15 protein-coding genes are annotated in these 15,637 nt (G+C 58.4%); 9 read left to right on the top strand and 6 right to left on the bottom strand.

The features are described from left to right. Nucleotides 1-132: 132 nt before the first annotated feature. The 5 genes from N7V53_RS16215 (at nt 133) to ghrB (ending at nt 5,302) form a co-directional block, all read left to right on the top strand. Nucleotides 133-1,149 (top strand): LacI family DNA-binding transcriptional regulator, encoded by a 1,017-nt coding sequence (locus N7V53_RS16215; RefSeq protein ID WP_279794010.1) that lies wholly within the window; start codon nt 133-135, stop codon nt 1,147-1,149. A 114-nt stretch (nt 1,150-1,263) separates the two neighbouring features. Beyond that, nucleotides 1,264-2,025, top strand: coding sequence for a sugar phosphate isomerase/epimerase (locus N7V53_RS16210; RefSeq protein ID WP_279794008.1), 762 nt, complete (start codon nt 1,264-1,266; stop codon nt 2,023-2,025). Then, complete coding sequence (locus tag N7V53_RS16205; protein ID WP_279794007.1) at nt 2,018-2,959, top strand: sugar kinase; 942 nt, start codon at nt 2,018-2,020, stop codon at nt 2,957-2,959. The genes N7V53_RS16210 and N7V53_RS16205 overlap by 8 nt, the downstream gene beginning before the upstream one ends. Nucleotides 2,960-3,038: 79 nt before the next feature. Next, complete coding sequence (locus N7V53_RS16200) at nt 3,039-4,331, top strand: MFS transporter (RefSeq protein ID WP_054802694.1); 1,293 nt, start codon at nt 3,039-3,041, stop codon at nt 4,329-4,331. Next, nucleotides 4,328-5,302, top strand: coding sequence for a glyoxylate/hydroxypyruvate reductase GhrB (ghrB, locus tag N7V53_RS16195; RefSeq protein WP_054802695.1), 975 nt, complete (start codon nt 4,328-4,330; stop codon nt 5,300-5,302). Before N7V53_RS16200 ends, ghrB begins: the two co-directional genes overlap by 4 nt. Before the next feature lie 67 nt (nt 5,303-5,369). Here the strand turns inward: ghrB and N7V53_RS16190 are convergent, their stop codons facing one another. Next, nucleotides 5,370-5,690 carry a hypothetical protein gene (locus tag N7V53_RS16190; protein WP_279794006.1) on the bottom strand — a complete coding sequence of 107 codons (321 nt, stop codon included), beginning with the start codon at nt 5,688-5,690 and terminating at the stop codon, nt 5,370-5,372. Nucleotides 5,691-6,023: 333 nt separating this feature from the next. Next, entirely contained in the window at nt 6,024-6,734 is a 711-nt protein-coding gene (locus N7V53_RS16185) for a DUF3053 domain-containing protein (RefSeq protein ID WP_042718608.1), read from the bottom strand. A 390-nt stretch (nt 6,735-7,124) separates the two neighbouring features. Here N7V53_RS16185 and N7V53_RS16180 point away from each other — a divergent pair, with 390 nt between their 5' ends. After that, nucleotides 7,125-7,418 (top strand): HTH-type transcriptional regulator, encoded by a 294-nt coding sequence (locus N7V53_RS16180; RefSeq protein WP_042718609.1) that lies wholly within the window; start codon nt 7,125-7,127, stop codon nt 7,416-7,418. A gap of 51 nt (nt 7,419-7,469) precedes the next feature. Here N7V53_RS16180 and N7V53_RS16175 read toward each other — a convergent pair whose 3' ends face one another. From N7V53_RS16175 to N7V53_RS16165, 3 genes are all read right to left on the bottom strand, one after another. Beyond that, on the bottom strand, nt 7,470-8,057 hold the full coding sequence (locus tag N7V53_RS16175; protein ID WP_279794005.1) for a hypothetical protein: 588 nt from the start codon (nt 8,055-8,057) through the stop codon (nt 7,470-7,472). Then, on the bottom strand, nt 8,057-9,019 hold the full coding sequence (locus N7V53_RS16170; protein ID WP_279794102.1) for a hypothetical protein: 963 nt from the start codon (nt 9,017-9,019) through the stop codon (nt 8,057-8,059). Before N7V53_RS16170 ends, N7V53_RS16175 begins: the two co-directional genes overlap by 1 nt. A 174-nt stretch (nt 9,020-9,193) precedes the next feature. Beyond that, the gene (locus N7V53_RS16165; RefSeq protein ID WP_279794004.1) at nt 9,194-10,813 is read right to left on the bottom strand and encodes an ABC-F family ATP-binding cassette domain-containing protein; all 1,620 of its coding nucleotides are present in this window, start codon (nt 10,811-10,813) and stop codon (nt 9,194-9,196) included. Nucleotides 10,814-11,233: 420 nt separating this feature from the next. Here N7V53_RS16165 and N7V53_RS16160 point away from each other — a divergent pair, with 420 nt between their 5' ends. Genes N7V53_RS16160 through N7V53_RS16150 form a run of 3 tightly spaced genes read left to right on the top strand, consistent with a single transcriptional unit; the run spans nt 11,234 to nt 13,205 of the window. Next, nucleotides 11,234-11,605, top strand: a complete 372-nt coding sequence (locus N7V53_RS16160) for a response regulator (RefSeq protein WP_054802698.1) — start codon at nt 11,234-11,236, stop codon at nt 11,603-11,605. Beyond that, nucleotides 11,602-12,243 (top strand): chemotaxis protein CheC, encoded by a 642-nt coding sequence (locus N7V53_RS16155; RefSeq protein WP_042718620.1) that lies wholly within the window; start codon nt 11,602-11,604, stop codon nt 12,241-12,243. Before N7V53_RS16160 ends, N7V53_RS16155 begins: the two co-directional genes overlap by 4 nt. Nucleotides 12,244-12,245: 2 nt before the next feature. Beyond that, nucleotides 12,246-13,205: a diguanylate cyclase gene (locus tag N7V53_RS16150; RefSeq protein WP_279794002.1), complete on the top strand. Its 960-nt coding sequence runs from the start codon at nt 12,246-12,248 to the stop codon at nt 13,203-13,205. Nucleotides 13,206-13,565: 360 nt separating this feature from the next. On the opposite strand, the gene glyS is transcribed toward N7V53_RS16150, so the two are convergent. After that, on the bottom strand, nt 13,566-15,635 hold the full coding sequence (gene glyS, locus N7V53_RS16145; RefSeq protein ID WP_279794001.1) for a glycine--tRNA ligase subunit beta: 2,070 nt from the start codon (nt 15,633-15,635) through the stop codon (nt 13,566-13,568). Between the last annotated feature and the right edge of the window lie 2 nt (nt 15,636-15,637).

The following is a 15,637-nucleotide window of genomic DNA, read 5'->3' as shown; positions in this document are numbered from 1 at the left end:
CGGCGAAGCGCGTTTGGCAAAGAATTAAACGTCATTACCGCCGCGCGCCGGGTGATAAGCGCAGGTTAGTGCTTGATTGCCCGCGATTTCGCGCTAAGGTGTGGGCAACCAGTTACGGCGAGGGAAGCAACAATGGCGAAAATGACGCGCCCAACCATCAGCGATGTGGCGAAAGCGGCCAACACCGGCAAAACCAGTATTTCACGCTATCTCAACGGTGAAAAACATCTGCTTTCCGATGCCCTTCTGGCGCGCATTGAGCAGGCCATCGCCGCACTCGATTACCGCCCAAGCCTGATGGCGCGTGGTCTTAAGCGCGGACGCACCCGGCTTATCGGGCTGATTATCGCCGATATCACCAATCCCTACTCCGTGCATGTGCTGAGCGGCATCGAAGCCGCCTGCCGCGAAAAGGGGTTTACGCCGCTGGTCTGTAACACCAATAACGAAGTCGATCAGGAGCTGCACTACCTTGACCTGCTGCGCAGCTACCAGGTGGAGGGGATTGTGGTGAACGCCGTGGGCATGCGCGAAGAGGGGCTAAACCGCCTGCAACAATCCTCCCTGCCGATGGTGCTGATTGACCGCAAAATCCCTGATTTCGCCTGCGATGTGGTCGGGCTGGATAACACCCAGGCCGCCACCACCGCTACTGAACACCTGATCGAGCAGGGTTTTGAAGCTCTGCTGTTCCTCAGCGAGCCGCTGGGCACCGTCAACACCCGCCGCGAGCGGCTGCACGCCTTTCACTCCACCCTTGCCCGCTACCCCGGCGTGGTGGCGGAAGATGCGGAAGTGGTGCTGCACGAAGCGGCGCAGCTGGATAACACGCTGCGCCAGTTCCACGCCCGCCATCGCGGTATGCGTAAAGCGGTAATCTCCGCCAACGGCGCGTTGACCCTGCAAGTAGCGCGCTCGCTAAAGCGTATTGGCCTGAACTGGGGCAGCGATATCGGCCTGCTCGGCTTTGATGAACTGGAGTGGGCAGAGCTGGCGGGTGTGGGCATTACCACCCTCAAACAGCCGACCTGGCAGATCGGTTTTGCCGCCGTCGAGCAGGTAGTGCGCCGCATTGAGGGCCACAGCGATACGGTTCACGAGCGGGTTTTCTCCGGCGAACTGATCGTGCGCGGCTCCACGTCGCGTTAATTTTCCCCTTCGTGATGCCGATCATAAATTCGACACAGTGAACTTTTCTTTGGAACCGGTTCCATCTAGCGTTAATGGAAGCTAATCACCCTGCCGTTATCGGGGAACCGGAAGATGGAAAGAAAAATTATTGTTGTTACCGCCGCCTATGGTCATGACCAGGTAACGGCGCTGGGCGGCCAGGTCGGCACGCTGCCGATCATCGCCAATGCGGGTGCCGACGGCGTGGAGATCCGCCGCGAACTGCTGAACGACGAAGAGTTGTCGCATCTGCCCTCGCTCGCCTTCGCGATTGATATGCATAACCTGCTGGTCTGCTACTCCGCGCCGGAGCCGCTCTGCCTGCAAGATGGCAGCTTAAACCCGCGCCTGCCCTCCCTGCTGGACGAAGCCCGCACGCTGAAAGCGCTGTGGCTGAAAGTCTCGCTGGGTCATTTCAAAGATAACGCCGTGCTGGAGACCCTGCGCGGCTGGCTGGCGGCAAGCGATGTGCCGCTGGTAGTGGAAAATGATCAAACCGAGTGCGGCAAGCTCGCGCCGATGCTGCGCTTTAAAGCCGCCTGCCACACCGCGCAACTCCCCGTCACGCTTACCTTTGATACCGGCAACTGGCTGTGGGTTGGCGATGAGCCGGAAGAGGCCGCGCGCCAGCTCGCGCCCGCCGTCAGTTATGTGCACGTTAAAGCCGTTGAGCGCGCAGGCGATAAACACCGCGCAATACCTCCCAATGGCGAAAACCCGCGCTGGCTGGCGCTGCTCGACGCACTGCCTGGCGATGTACCGCGCGGCATCGAATTCCCGCTTGAAGGCGACGATTTGACCGCCGTCACCCGCCATTATGTCTCTCTGCTGCGTAAGGAGTTCAGCCATGCATAACGCGCTGGATGTCATCACCCTTGGCGAAGCGATGGCGATGTTTGTCGCCACCGAAACCGGCGATCTCGCTGAGGCCGGGCACTTTATTAAACGAGCGGCCGGTGCCGAGTTAAATGTCGCTACCGGCCTTGCGCGGCTGGGGTTGAAAGTGAGCTGGGTCAGCCGCGTCGGCGATGACAGCTTTGGCCGCTTTATCCTCAACACGCTGCGCAAAGAGGGGATTGATACCTCCGGCGTGACGCTGGATACCCGCTACCCGACCGGCTTTCAGCTGAAATCGAAATGCGACGATGGAACCGATCCCATTGTGGAGTATTTCCGCAAGGGTTCCGCTGCCAGCCACCTTTCGCCGGAGGATTTTAACGCCGCGCTGTTCAGTGATGCGCGCCATCTGCACATGAGCGGCGTGGCGGCGGCGATCTCCACCACCTCTTACGCCCTGCTGGAGCACGCGGCGAAGGCGATGAAATCGCAGGGCAAAACCCTGTCGTTTGATCCCAACCTGCGCCCGGTGCTGTGGAAAAGTGAAGCGGAGATGGTCGAGAAGCTCAACGCGCTCGCCTTCCAGGCGGACTGGGTGCTGCCGGGGCTGAAAGAGGGCGTGATCCTCACCGGTCAGCAGACGCCGGAAGGGATTGCTGATTTCTATCTGCAACGCGGCGTGAAGGTGGTAATTATCAAAACCGGCCCTGACGGCGCGTGGTTTAAAACCGCCGATGGCGAACAGGGGGCGGTTGCGCCGGTTATTGTCGAGAACGTCGTCGATACCGTTGGTGCAGGTGATGGTTTTGCCGTCGGGGTGATCAGCGCCCTGCTGGAAGGAAAAACGCTGCACGATGCGGTGCGCCGGGGCAATGCCATCGGCGCGCGGGCGATTCAGGTGCCCGGCGACAGCGAAGGATTGCCAACCCGCGCGGAGCTGGACGCGCTGTAAGCGCCCGTTTCGCCGATACTCAAACCGCCTGTACCCTACATGACAGGTGGAAAATAACCTCAACCATAGAGGCAACCTTATGAGCAACGCCACCAACTCAGCCAAACGCTGGCTCTATATCATGCCGATTGTGTTTATCACCTACAGTCTGGCCTACCTCGATCGCGCGAACTTCAGCTTCGCCTCCGCGGCCGGGATTAACGAAGATCTCGGCATCACCAAAGGCGTCTCTTCGCTGCTGGGCGCGCTCTTCTTCCTCGGCTACTTCTTCTTCCAGATCCCCGGCGCGGTCTACGCCGAACGGCGCAGCGTGCGTAAGCTGATCTTTATCTGCCTGATTTTGTGGGGTGCCTGCGCATCGCTGACCGGCGTGGTGAGCAATATCCCAATGCTGGCCGCCATCCGCTTTATCCTCGGCGTGGTCGAAGCGGCAGTGATGCCGGCGATGCTGATTTACATCAGTAACTGGTTTACCAAATCGGAACGCTCGCGGGCGAATACCTTTTTAATACTCGGTAACCCGGTCACGGTGCTGTGGATGTCGGTGGTCTCCGGCTATCTGATCCAGTCTTTCGGCTGGCGCGAGATGTTTATCATTGAAGGCGTACCGGCGGTGATCTGGGCCTTCTGCTGGTGGGTGCTGGTAAAAGATAAACCGACCGAAGCGAAGTGGCTGAGCGAAGATGAGAAACGCGCGCTGCAAACGCAGCTTGATAAAGAGCAGCAGGGCATTAAAGCGGTTCGCAACTACAGCGAAGCCTTCCGCTCGCGCAATGTGGTGCTGCTCTGCCTGCAATATTTCGCCTGGAGCATCGGCGTGTATGGCTTTGTGCTGTGGCTGCCGTCCATTATCCGCAGCGGCGGCGACAACCTTGGCATGGTGGAAGTGGGCTGGCTCTCTTCCGTACCTTACCTGGCGGCGACCATTGCGATGATCCTCGCCTCCTGGGCCTCCGATAAGCTGCAAAACCGCAAACTCTTTGTCTGGCCGCTGCTGCTGATTGGCGCATTCGCCTTTATCGGCTCGTGGGCAGTGGGCGCAAACCACTTCTGGATCTCCTACACCCTGCTGGTAATTGCCGGGGCGGCAATGTACGCACCGTATGGCCCCTTCTTCGCCATTATCCCGGAGATGCTGCCGCGTAATGTTGCGGGCGGCGCAATGGCATTAATCAATAGCATGGGCGCGCTCGGCTCGTTCTGCGGCTCGTGGTTTGTCGGCTACCTTAACGGCGCGACCGGCAGCCCGTCCGCTTCGTACATATTTATGGGGGTGGCGCTTTTCGCCTCTGTATGGCTTACTTTAATTGTTAAGCCTGCTAACAATAAGCAGATTCCGGCAGGCGCACCGTCACAAGGGAGAACCGCATGAAGCCATCTATCATCCTGTACAAAGCCTTGCCCGATGATCTGCTCGCACGACTGGAGACGCACTTTACCGTGACCCAGGTTGCTAACCTGAAACCAGAAACGGTGCAGCAACATGCCGAGGCATTTGCCAACGCGCAGGGGCTGTTAGGCTCCAGCCAGACGGTGGACAGCGCGCTGCTGGAGAAGATGCCGCAGCTGCGTGCCACCTCGACCATCTCGGTAGGCTATGACAACTTTGATGTGGATGCGCTGAACGCGCGCAAGATTGCCCTGATGCACACCCCAACCGTGCTGACCGAAACCGTGGCCGACACTATTATGGCGCTGGTGCTAAGCAGCGCACGCCGGGTGGTGGATGTGGCTGAGCGGGTCAAAGCGGGCGAATGGACCAAAAGCATCGGGCCGGACTGGTTCGGCATTGATGTACACCATAAAACGATGGGCATTGTCGGTATGGGGCGCATTGGCCTGGCACTGGCGCAGCGCGCGCACTGTGGCTTCGGTATGCCGATCCTTTACCACGCCCGCCGCCAACACGCAGAAGCGGAAGAGCGCTTTCAGGCGCGTCATTGCGATCTGGAAACGGTTTTGCAAGAGTCCGATTTTGTCTGTGTCGTGCTGCCGCTCACTGAAGAGACGCAGCATCTGATCGGCAAAGCGCAGTTCGCGATGATGAAAAAATCCGCCATCTTTATTAATGCCGGGCGCGGTCCGGTAGTGGATGAAGCGGCGCTGATTGAGGCGCTGCAAAACGGCGAAATCCACGCCGCCGGGCTGGATGTGTTTGAGCAGGAGCCGCTGCCAGCGGACTCACCGCTGCTGTCGCTGCCCAACGTTGTGGCACTGCCGCATATCGGTTCTGCAACCCATGAGACGCGCTACAACATGGCGGCCTGCGCGGTCGATAACCTGATTGATGCGCTCAATGGCAAGGTGGAGCAGAACTGCGTTAACCCGCAGGTCGTTCGCTAAGATCAATTGAGCAATAAAAAAGAGGCGATCGTATCGCCTCTTTTTTTATACCTGCATCCGCTTACTGCTACGGTAAATCGACAGCCTCTTGCCCCTCGGGATCGACAATGTTTTCAACGGCAGTTTTTGGAGGGTTAAGACTGTATTTGAGCACTACAGACGCGCCCTTCTTAATGAGCTTCACTTGCGATACCGGTATCACGCCCGCGGCTTTCAGTACCGTTTTTTCCCCGCTGATAATGCATTCCAGCGTGAACAGGTAGAAGTAGTCAAAATTATGCATGACGCTCAGCTGCTTCCACTCAACAACGGAGGCAGCGGTCACTTCACCTTGCCATTTTCCTCTGCTGTTCCACTGCCTGATTAGCGTGTTCTCTTCTTTATTCACCTTTATTCCTTTAAGTGAAGAAAAGATGATTACTACAACCAATATCCATGGAACAAAATGTAAGTATTTGGTTATCTCCACTGATAAATAACCCCTACGTTGAAATCTAACCGCGTTCATGGGTAAAGGCGATGGGCTGGCTCAGCCATTTACGGCGACTTGTTTGCGAAGATTCACTGTGACAGATGAATGTAGAGGAAAAAGCGCTGACATAGCTTCCTCGTCTGCCTGAAGAGGAGCGGAACGGCCATTAACAGGCCGTTCCTTTCAGGCTCGGATGTAGCAGGTGTCGCGCCAGCCATTAGCAACCGCGCTTCACCGTAACCTTATTACTTATTTCATTCCTGAGACGGTTGCCGTCCAGGCCTGGGTAAATGCCTGATGCTGCGCCGCCAGCGGCCCAATCAGCGCGTTATACTGGCTGGCCTGCTCGGAGGTCGGGAACTGAATGCCGTTCGCCGTAAAGCTCACCTGCGTGCCCTGCTGCGCGATAAAGTCGCCAACCTGCACCAGCTGCTGGGTAAAGACCTGCGCCGCCGGGATCAGCGGTTGCAGCGCGTTAGCCGGGTTGGTCACCACTTTGGTGTAAACCTGGTCATAGACCGGTTTCAGATCGTCTGCCTGCTTGAGCGCGGCATGAGAAGCATCGGCCTGCATTTTCGCGTTCTGCAACTGCTGGCTCAGCACGCCGAGAGAACCGTTGGCCTGGCGAAGCGGCTCGCGCTGCGTCATATAATCCTGCGGAACGCGGATGGCATTAACGCTATCAACGACCGGGCGCAGACCGGAATCCATCGCCTGGTTCACCTGCTGGGAATAGCCATAGATAACCGCATAATCAGAGACAAACGGGCCGAACTGTTTTTTCTGATCCGCCGTCAGCGCCGGCAGACGTTCGCTGCTGCGCATTGCCGTATTCTGCAGGAAATCGATAAACGCTTTACGTTGATCGCCTTCTTTATCAAAACACCCACTCAGGCTTACCACCATTAATAGCGCCGCAAGAGACGCAAACCAGCGAGAGCAGGACTGTCCTGTCGCCATTTTATTACTCCTTTCACCCATAAAACCGCTTCTCGGCACACGCGTGCCCAACGGCCTACAAGGATAGTCCAGGTCAGCCTCGCAAGATACCCCTTCATTACACACAAAAGCGTGCGGATCCGTTTTGGCACGATATTTTCCGTGATCGCGGTCAGATTATTCTTAATCCAAATTTTTGCTGACGATTTACAAATTTATACCGAGCAAAATCGCTCTCTTATTAATCAATCAATTAAACAAAACTTAAGCGGCAGAAGGTGCATTTTCAGCACATCTACCCCGCTTACCACGTAAATAATCACTGGCGAAATCATACGCCAGGTTTTTTTCCGACTACTCTTATCAGGCTGTATCACGATATCCGCTGTGTGATTTTATGAGGAGTGCTCAATGGAGTACAAAGACCCGATGTTTGAACTGATGAGCAGTCTCGAACAGATCGTATTTAAGAAAGATGTTGCGCAGACGGGAACCCTGAGCAAGAAGCCGAATTCCTTTAGTGACTTTGAACAATTGCGACGTGGAACCGGTCTGAAGATTGACGACTTCGCTCGTGCGATGGGAGTGTCAGTCTCAATGGTGCATGAGTGGGAATCACAACGTATAACCCCCACCGCCACCGAGATGAAACTGATGCGCCTGATTCATTCGAATCCGATGCTCAGCAAGCAGCTTATTGACTAAGCTGCAACGGTCAGAGCCCCCGCCACGCCGGGGGTTTATGTTTTTCCCGCCTTAACGAGACTTCAACCGCAACTCCCTCGCCACTCTTGTCAGACGCGCTGTTCGACAGTAAAGCGCAAACAGCACAAACCCTTCGCCATTCAGCAACCGCCGACACCCGACTAATGCCGCCAATGCAATCAGCAACGGTATCGCCGCGCCGCCGCCCGTCAGCAGATTAATCACCAACTGCGCCACGGTGACCAGCAGTAAGCCGCTAAAGAGATACGCGAAACCGGCAAGCCCGGCGCTAAATCCGCGCGCCAGCATAAACATGCTGCTGAGGGTTGTCGCCAGCACGACCAGTGCAGGGGCAAAAAAGGCGAGCGCGTGTAGTGGCGGCGTCAACCCCGGCAAGAGTCGCAGCAGAGAAAGCAAATTGAGCGCAAACGCCACCAGCAGCAGCAGGATCACAAACGCCACCGGAAAGCCATTCTGGCGCGGCTGCTCGGCGGCGGGTTTGGCAAAGTGGCGCTCCAGCTCGGGCGTGGAGCGCGACAGGACGCGTTGATCTTTGCGCGCTATTAGCGGCTCGATTTCACGCCCGTGCTGCCATAAATCGTAGAACACCGATCCTGTCAGCCAGCTCAACAACGACATCAGATCACCGCCAGCGACTGAATGGTGCCGACGATATAGCGCCCGGTGCGCGGCACGTTGCCCGGTGCGGCAATGACGCCGCTCACCCCGCTGCCGATCAGTGCCGCCGCGCTGGTCACCACCTGGCCCAACTGGCGGGTCAGCTCAACCTGTACCGGCTCGACGGGGAAGCGTTTCGGATAGAGCCCGGCGCGGATGGCGGCCTTGATGCCTTTATTGCTGATACCGGGGTTCTGCGCGCGAATAATCAGCTCCGTCAGACGGGCGCGATCCTGGCGCGGATACTCTTTCAGCCACTGCGTCGCTTTCAGCGAAGAGACCGACTTCATCGCTTTCCAGGTCGCCAGCGCCTCTTTCAGCGCACCGCCGGCGCTCGCCAGCGAGATAAGATCCAGCGAGGTTGAGGTGGCGACATACCACTCCTGGGAATCCAGCCAGGCGACATTTTCACCGCCGTTCTCCACCAGATCGTACACGCGATAGATACCGTTAAGGCACTGCAAACCGGTCGCCGCCGTGCCCGCATAGCCAATCGCCACCAGCACGGTGCTGCCGCCCGCAGTGAGCGGTGTGGCGACGGTACCGGCGGCCATCACGCCCGCGGTGATAAGCATCGCGCCGCAGGAGAGCACCGTCGAGGCGATCTCGGTGCCCATAGAGGTTGCAGAGACCGCTTCCGTCAGCGCTTTACCGTTGCTGGAGTTGGTCGGCTGGGCGGCGGCTTTGGTGACGATAACGTGAGTGACGATGCCGCTCTGCCCGTTGGGATGGCGTTTACTCGGACGCACCAGGTAACGCTCGGGGCCATCGGCATAGATGATGCCTGCGTCGGCAAATTCACGGGTACAATCCATTGCGGCGCCGAGGGCTTTAAAATCAAAATCACTCGCTCCTGCACCGGTCATACGGGCAAATTCATACCCCGGCAGATTTCGTTCGGGGTTCATTCCTGGCAGATTCATCATCGTTTCCTTGTGGCGGTGGCGTAGCAGAAGCTGTCCAGCCGGGGCTAAACAGCGTGAGCATATCTATCGCTTTCACTTATGTTACTTCTTATTAACAGCAGGCAACCGTATCGCGTTTATTTTCATCACTCAAGTTTAGAGCAGGATTGACTACGAGAATTGGTTGCCCGCTCACGCTTGCTGCCAGCGCCATCCGCTGGCGTACCACGTCAGGCTGTGCGTCAACCCAAGCCCGGCAAGAAACGCTTCATCATGCGAAACCACCAGCATCGCGCCGGGAAAATCCGCCAGTGCCGCCTCAATCGCACGGGTGGAGGCAAGATCGAGATGGTTGGTCGGCTCGTCCAGCAGTAACAGCTGCGTGGCATCACGCTGCCAGAGCACGCAGGCAAGCGCCGCTTTCAACCGCTCGCCGCCGCTCAGGGCTGCCAGCGGCAACATCACTTTCTCCGCGCCCAGCTGTAGCTGCGCCAGACGGCTGCGCAGCACCCCCTCCTCCAGCAATGAGTCACCCCGCTGAAGGTGCTCAAGCACCGATAACGAGAGATCGAACTGTGAGAGATGTTGATCCAGCCACGCGCAGGTGACCGAACGGTGACATTCGCCTGCCAGCGGCAATAACTCGCCGAGGATCGCCTTTAACAGCGTCGATTTGCCGCAGCCATTTGGCCCACGAATGGCAACGCGCAACGGGCCGTCGATGCGCAGGCTCAGGGGAGGAAGCGCGACGTGCGGCAGCACAACGTCGTCGAGCACCAGCACTTGCTTGCCCGGCGGCACCTGGCTGCCGGGCAGCGTAAGCAGCACCGGCATCTCCTCCTCGACCCGCTCACGCGCCTCGGTGACCGCAGCGTTAAGTGCCTCATTTTGCTGCTGATGCTGCTTGCGCCAGCTCGCCGGGCGCTCTTTGGCGAGGTTTTTATATTTCACCCGCTCAAAGGAGGCGATGTTGAGCGTATCGACGGTGCGCAGCGTTTTCGCCGAACGCCGCAGGCTGGCGTCATGCTCCTTCTGCATTCGGCTGCGCGCTCGCCGACGCTCAACGGCGGCATGATCCAGCATCGCGCGGGCGGCCTGCTGCTGCGCCTCGCGCTGCTGCTCATAATCAGCGTAATTGCCGCCGTAGCTGCGAAGCCCGGCGGGCGTCAGTTCAACAATGCGCGACATCTCGCCGAGCAGCTGCCGGTCGTGAGTGGCGATCAGGGCACCGCCTTTATGCTGCCGGAGCTGGTCGCTAAACCATGCCCGCCCTTCTCCATCAAGGTGATTAGTCGGTTCATCCAGTAACAGGTAATCCGCGCCGGTCATAAACGCGCCGCAGAGCAGTGCCCGAACGCGCTCGCCGCCGCTTAAAGCCGCAGCGGGATTGTCCGGCGCGAACGGTGGCAGGTTGGCCTGCGAAAAGGCGGCCTCAAGCCGCTCATGCAGATCCCACTGCCCTTCAAGTAACTCAAGGTCGGCAGGCTGGTAGTTCCCCTCCGTCACGCGCTTAAGCGCAGCGAAGATCTCGCCATAGCCGAGCAGCTGCGCAAGGGTAGTCTGCGAAGAGAGGGTGTGTTGCTGCGCGACATACGCCCAGCGCACTGCGGATTCGATATGCCCGAACGCGGGCTGACTTTGCCCGGCAAGCAGGCGTAAAAGTTCTGTTTTGCCGACGCCGTTACGCCCGACCAGCCCGCACAGCGAGGCGTCGAGGGTTAAATTCAGCGGGCCGAAAAGGGTCTCGCCCGTCGCAAACTGACAGGTGACCTGATGCAAAATAAAGGCGGGTGACTGCGCACAATGAGCCATAAGCACTCCTGAATGAGATCGTTAACGGCCTTGCCAACGCGCGAGCGTTTAACAAGGTGGCGGATTCATCAGTCGTGTTTGTTCATTTTCCGGGTGCGCTCCAGTGAGACGAGAAGTTCGTCGCCGCACAGGATAGCCAGAGAGCCAGGCCAGGTTCAAGGTCAAATTTTCATCTTTACGTCGCGGTGCGCAAAATTGAGGGCTAATTGTTTGCGCAATATTGCCGATGAATAAGGTGACTTAACTGAAAGTAGCAGGCCATGCGTGCAATCCAGGATCGCCATTTCAGAAAGGAGACGATAAAACCGCGCGTTACCCCAAACGCATAACGGTGGCATATCGTTCAGTAGTGCTCAGGGAGGAGATCCGGAAGTAAAGCATTGTTCTGGTTTCAGGCCCTGAATCCTAAAATGAGAATGAATGATGTCCAGATATATTCTGATTGTCGATGACAGCCGCCTGTCACGCATGATTTCCCGCCAGTATGTTCTTAACTTGCACAGCGACTGGAGCATTGATGAGGCCGGTACGGGCGAAGAGGCGATTGCCCACGCCGCGGCGAACACTCCCTATTTGATTCTGCTTGATGTGAATATGCCCGGCATTGGCGGTATTGAAGCGGCGTCACGCCTGCGTCAGACGCACCCGCAGACCCACATTGTGCTGCTCACCGCTAACGTGCAGAACTCTGTGCAGGCTGCCGCCGAAGAGATGGGCCTCGGTTTTCTGCCAAAACCGCTGAAAGAGCCGCAGCTTCACGCCATGCTGAAGAGCCTGGAGAGCCAGCCATGACCGAGTTGCCCGATATCAGCGAGATTGAAGCGGACAGCCTGATGGAGATCTTCAACATCGGCGTCGGCCACGCAGCGGCGGCGATGAGCAACATCGTCAACGAAGAGGTGCGCATGTCGGTGCCGACCATCCGCTTTACGCCGCGCTCGAAAGCGGCCGACGAGATGGGGGCTGGCGTATCGCTGTTCGGCATTAGCCAGCATTACGAAGGGGCCTATGCCACCGAAGCGATTCTGATGTTCCCGGAAGCCGCCAGTTTCGAAATCGTCCGCATGATGGTTGGCGATCTGATCCCGGCGCACGAACTGGGCGAGATGGAGCGCGAAGCGATGAGCGAGATTGGCAATATCGTGCTCAACGCCTGCGTCGGTACGCTGGCAAATATGTTCCAGAAAGAGCTACAAGGGTCGCTGCCGGTGGTGCGGGTTGGCAGTAGCGAAGAGATCCTCAACCCGGAAAAAGATGAGAACGATCCGCTGGTTATGATGCTGCGCATTGATTTTGCGCTCGAACGCCAGCAGATCCAGGGCTATCTCGCGTTTATCCTCGATATGTCCGCTCTGTGCGACTTACGCGAGCAGGTTCGGCTTTATATCAGCCGTTTAGAATCCGGTAGTGTTCCCAGCGGAATGCATTAATCATGAAAGATAAGTTGTTATTGGATGCGTTTTCAGCCCTCAGCCTCGGTGTCATCCTTGTGGATGCGCAGTACCGTATCGCGCTGTGGAATGCGTGGTTAGAGACGCATACCGGGCGGGCGGCCAGCGACACCGTTGGCGAAGACTTTTTTTCCGTCTTCCCGGACCTGACCTATCACCGCGTTGGCGATGCGATCCGTCAGGCCATTGGTCACAATTTATCTTCCCTACTTTCACAATCGCTACACCGCTCGCCTTTTCCGCTCTATGCGGAACCGGCGCGGCCAACCGCCCGTCTCAGCCAGGCGGTGACCATTGTTCCACTCGGCGATGCCGAGCGTTACTGCTTGATTCAGATTGTCGATGTCACTGCGGCAGTCCGCCGTGAGTCGCTGCTGCGCGATCAGGCCCATGAGTTGTTGTCGCAATCCCTGTCGGATGGCCTGACGGGCGTCGGCAACCGCCGCTATTTCGATCTCTGCATTGAGCGCGAGTGGCGCGCCAGCAAGCGCAACAATAAACCACTGTCGCTGCTGCTGATCGATGTGGACTACTTCAAGTCCTACAACGACAGCTATGGCCACCAGCACGGTGACGAGTGCCTGCAACAGATTGCGTCGGCGATGCGCGGCACGCTCTGTAACCCGAATGAGATCCTGTTTCGCTATGGCGGCGAGGAGTTTTGCGCCCTGCTGCCGGAAACGCGCTCGGCAGCGGCGGTGGAGCTGGCAGAAAAGCTGCGCACCAGCGTGCAGCGCCTGGAGCTTCCCCACGCCAGTTCCCCGGATGGCTGCGTCAGCGTCAGTATCGGCGTCGCCAGCCTGTGTCAGCAGAACCATACCGAATATGGGCAGCTGATCCAGAGCGCGGATAACGCGCTCTACGAGGCGAAACGCGCCGGGCGCAACACCGTACGCGTCAGTACCGCCTTTCGTCGATTCACCCACGCGCCACGCCGCTGAGTTGGGCGGTGTTGCCGGATGGCGCTTCGCTTATCCGGCCTACGTGGGCGCAGGGCGGCGGCACGAAACCGGCTGCTTTGCCGGATGGCGCTTCGCTTATCCGGCCTACGTGGGCGGAGCGGCGGCACCGAGCCGGCTGCTTTGCCGGATGGCGCTTCGCTTATCCGGCCTACGTGGGCGGAGCGGCGGCACCGAGCCGGCTGCTTTGCCGGATGGCGCTTCGCTTATCCGGCCTACATGGGTGGAGCGATGGCATGTAACCGTAGGCCGGATAAGGCGTAGCCGCCATCCGGCAACACGCTCCGGCAATATTGGGGCATAAAAAAACCCGCCGTAGCGGGTTTTTTATCGACTGAACGATTACTGCAGCAGCGAGATATCCGCAACCTGCAGGAAGAGTTCACGCAGTTTCGCCAGCAGCGTCAGGCGGTTGATGCGCACCTCTTTATCGTCGGCGTTCACCATCACGTTCTCAAAGAACTCATCCACCGGCTCGCGCAGCTGCGCCAGCTCGATTAACGCTTCCTGATAGCGCCCTTCGGCAAAGAACGGCTGCAGGGTATCGCGCAGAACCACCACGTTGCCCGCCAGCTTAATCTCTGCGGCCTCTTTCAGCACCGCCGCCTGCACGTTCTCATTCAGCGTTTCGTCAGATTTCGCCAGGATGTTGGAGACGCGCTTGTTGGCTGCCGCCAGCGCCGCCGCTTCCTCCAGCGTACGGAAGTGGGAAACCGCCTTCATACGCGCGTCGAAATCTGCCGGTTTGGTCGGACGGCGCGCCAGCACCGCCTGGATGGTATCAACGCTGTAACCTTCGTCCTGATACCAGGCGCGGAAGCGGCCCAGCATAAAGTCGATCACATCGTCGACCACTTTGGCATTCGTCAGCTTATCACCGTAGAGACGCACCGCCTCTTCGGTCAGAGTTTGCAGATCCAGTGCCAGGTTCTTCTCGACGATAATACGCAGCACACCCAGCGCGGCACGGCGCAGCGCGAACGGGTCTTTATCGCCTTTCGGATGCTGGCCGATACCGAAGATCCCCGCGAGGGTATCCATCTTATCGGCAATCGCTACGGCGCAGGCCACCGGATTAGACGGCAGCTCATCACCGGCAAAGCGCGGCTGATACTGCTCGTTCAGCGCAACGGCAACGTCTTCCGCTTCGCCGTCGTGACGCGCATAGTGCATGCCCATCACGCCCTGGGTGTCGGTAAACTCGAACACCATGTTGGTCATCAGGTCGCACTTGGAGAGCAGGCCCGCGCGCGTTGCGTGGTTCACATCTGCGCCAATCTGACCGGCAATCCAGCCCGCCAGCGCCTGAATACGATCGGTCTTGTCGCGCAGCGTGCCGAGCTGCTGCTGGAACAGCACGGTTTGCAGACGCGGCAGGTGATCTTCCAGGCGTTTTTTACGGTCGGTATTGAAGAAGAACTCAGCATCCGCCAGACGCGGGCGCACCACTTTTTCGTTACCGGAGATAATTTGTTGCGGATCTTTCGACTCGATATTGGCGACGAAGATGAAATTTGGCAGCAGTTTGCCGTCGTTGCCATATACCGGGAAGTACTTCTGGTCACCCTTCATGGTGTAGACCAGCGCTTCCGCCGGAACGGCGAGGAATTTCTCTTCGAACTTCGCGGTCAGCACCACCGGCCACTCGACCAGAGAGGTGACCTCTTCCAGCAGGCTGTCGCTCAGATCGGCGGTACCGCCAATCTTACGCGCCGCTTCTTCGGCGTCCGCTTTGATTTTGGCTTTACGCTCGGCGTAATCCGCCATCACTTTGCCGCGCTCCAGCAGGATCTGCGGGTACTGATCGGCGTTGTCGATGGTGAACTCCGGCTCACCCATAAAGCGGTGGCCGCGGATGACGCGATCGGACTGAATGCCAAGGATCGTTGCCGGAACCAGCTGGTCGCCCAGCAGCAGGGTAACGGTGTGAACCGGACGTACAAAGTGCACGTCCGACGCGCCCCAGCGCATCAGTTTCGGGATCGGCAGTTTGCTAAGCGAGGTGGCGATCATGTTCGGCAGCAGCGCTTCGATGCTTTCGCCTTTCACATGGGCGCGATAGAGCAGCCATTCGCCTTTGTCGGTGGTCAGACGCTCGGCCTGATCGACGGTGATACCGCAGCCGCGCGCCCAGCCTTCAGCCGCTTTGCTCGGTTTGCCTTCCGCGTCGAACGCCTGGGCTATGGCCGGGCCGCGTTTTTCAACTTCGCGATCCGGCTGCGCGGCGGCAAGATTTGCCACTTTCAGCGCCAGGCGGCGCGGCGCGGCGAACCATTTAACGTCGCCGTGGGCAACGCCTGCCGCATCCAGCTCAGCGGTAAAGTTGGCAGCGAAGGACTCCGCCAGGCTGCGCAGGGCTTTTGGTGGCAGCTCTTCGGTGCCGATTTCCACCAGGAATGTTTTCTCTGACATGG

Origin of the sequence: Kosakonia sp. HypNH10 (assembly GCF_029850615.1) — a bacterium.
Lineage (GTDB): Bacteria > Pseudomonadota > Gammaproteobacteria > Enterobacterales > Enterobacteriaceae > Kosakonia > Kosakonia cowanii.
Note: the sequence above shows the minus strand (reverse complement) of the source record. Positions and strands in the feature narration are given on the sequence as shown.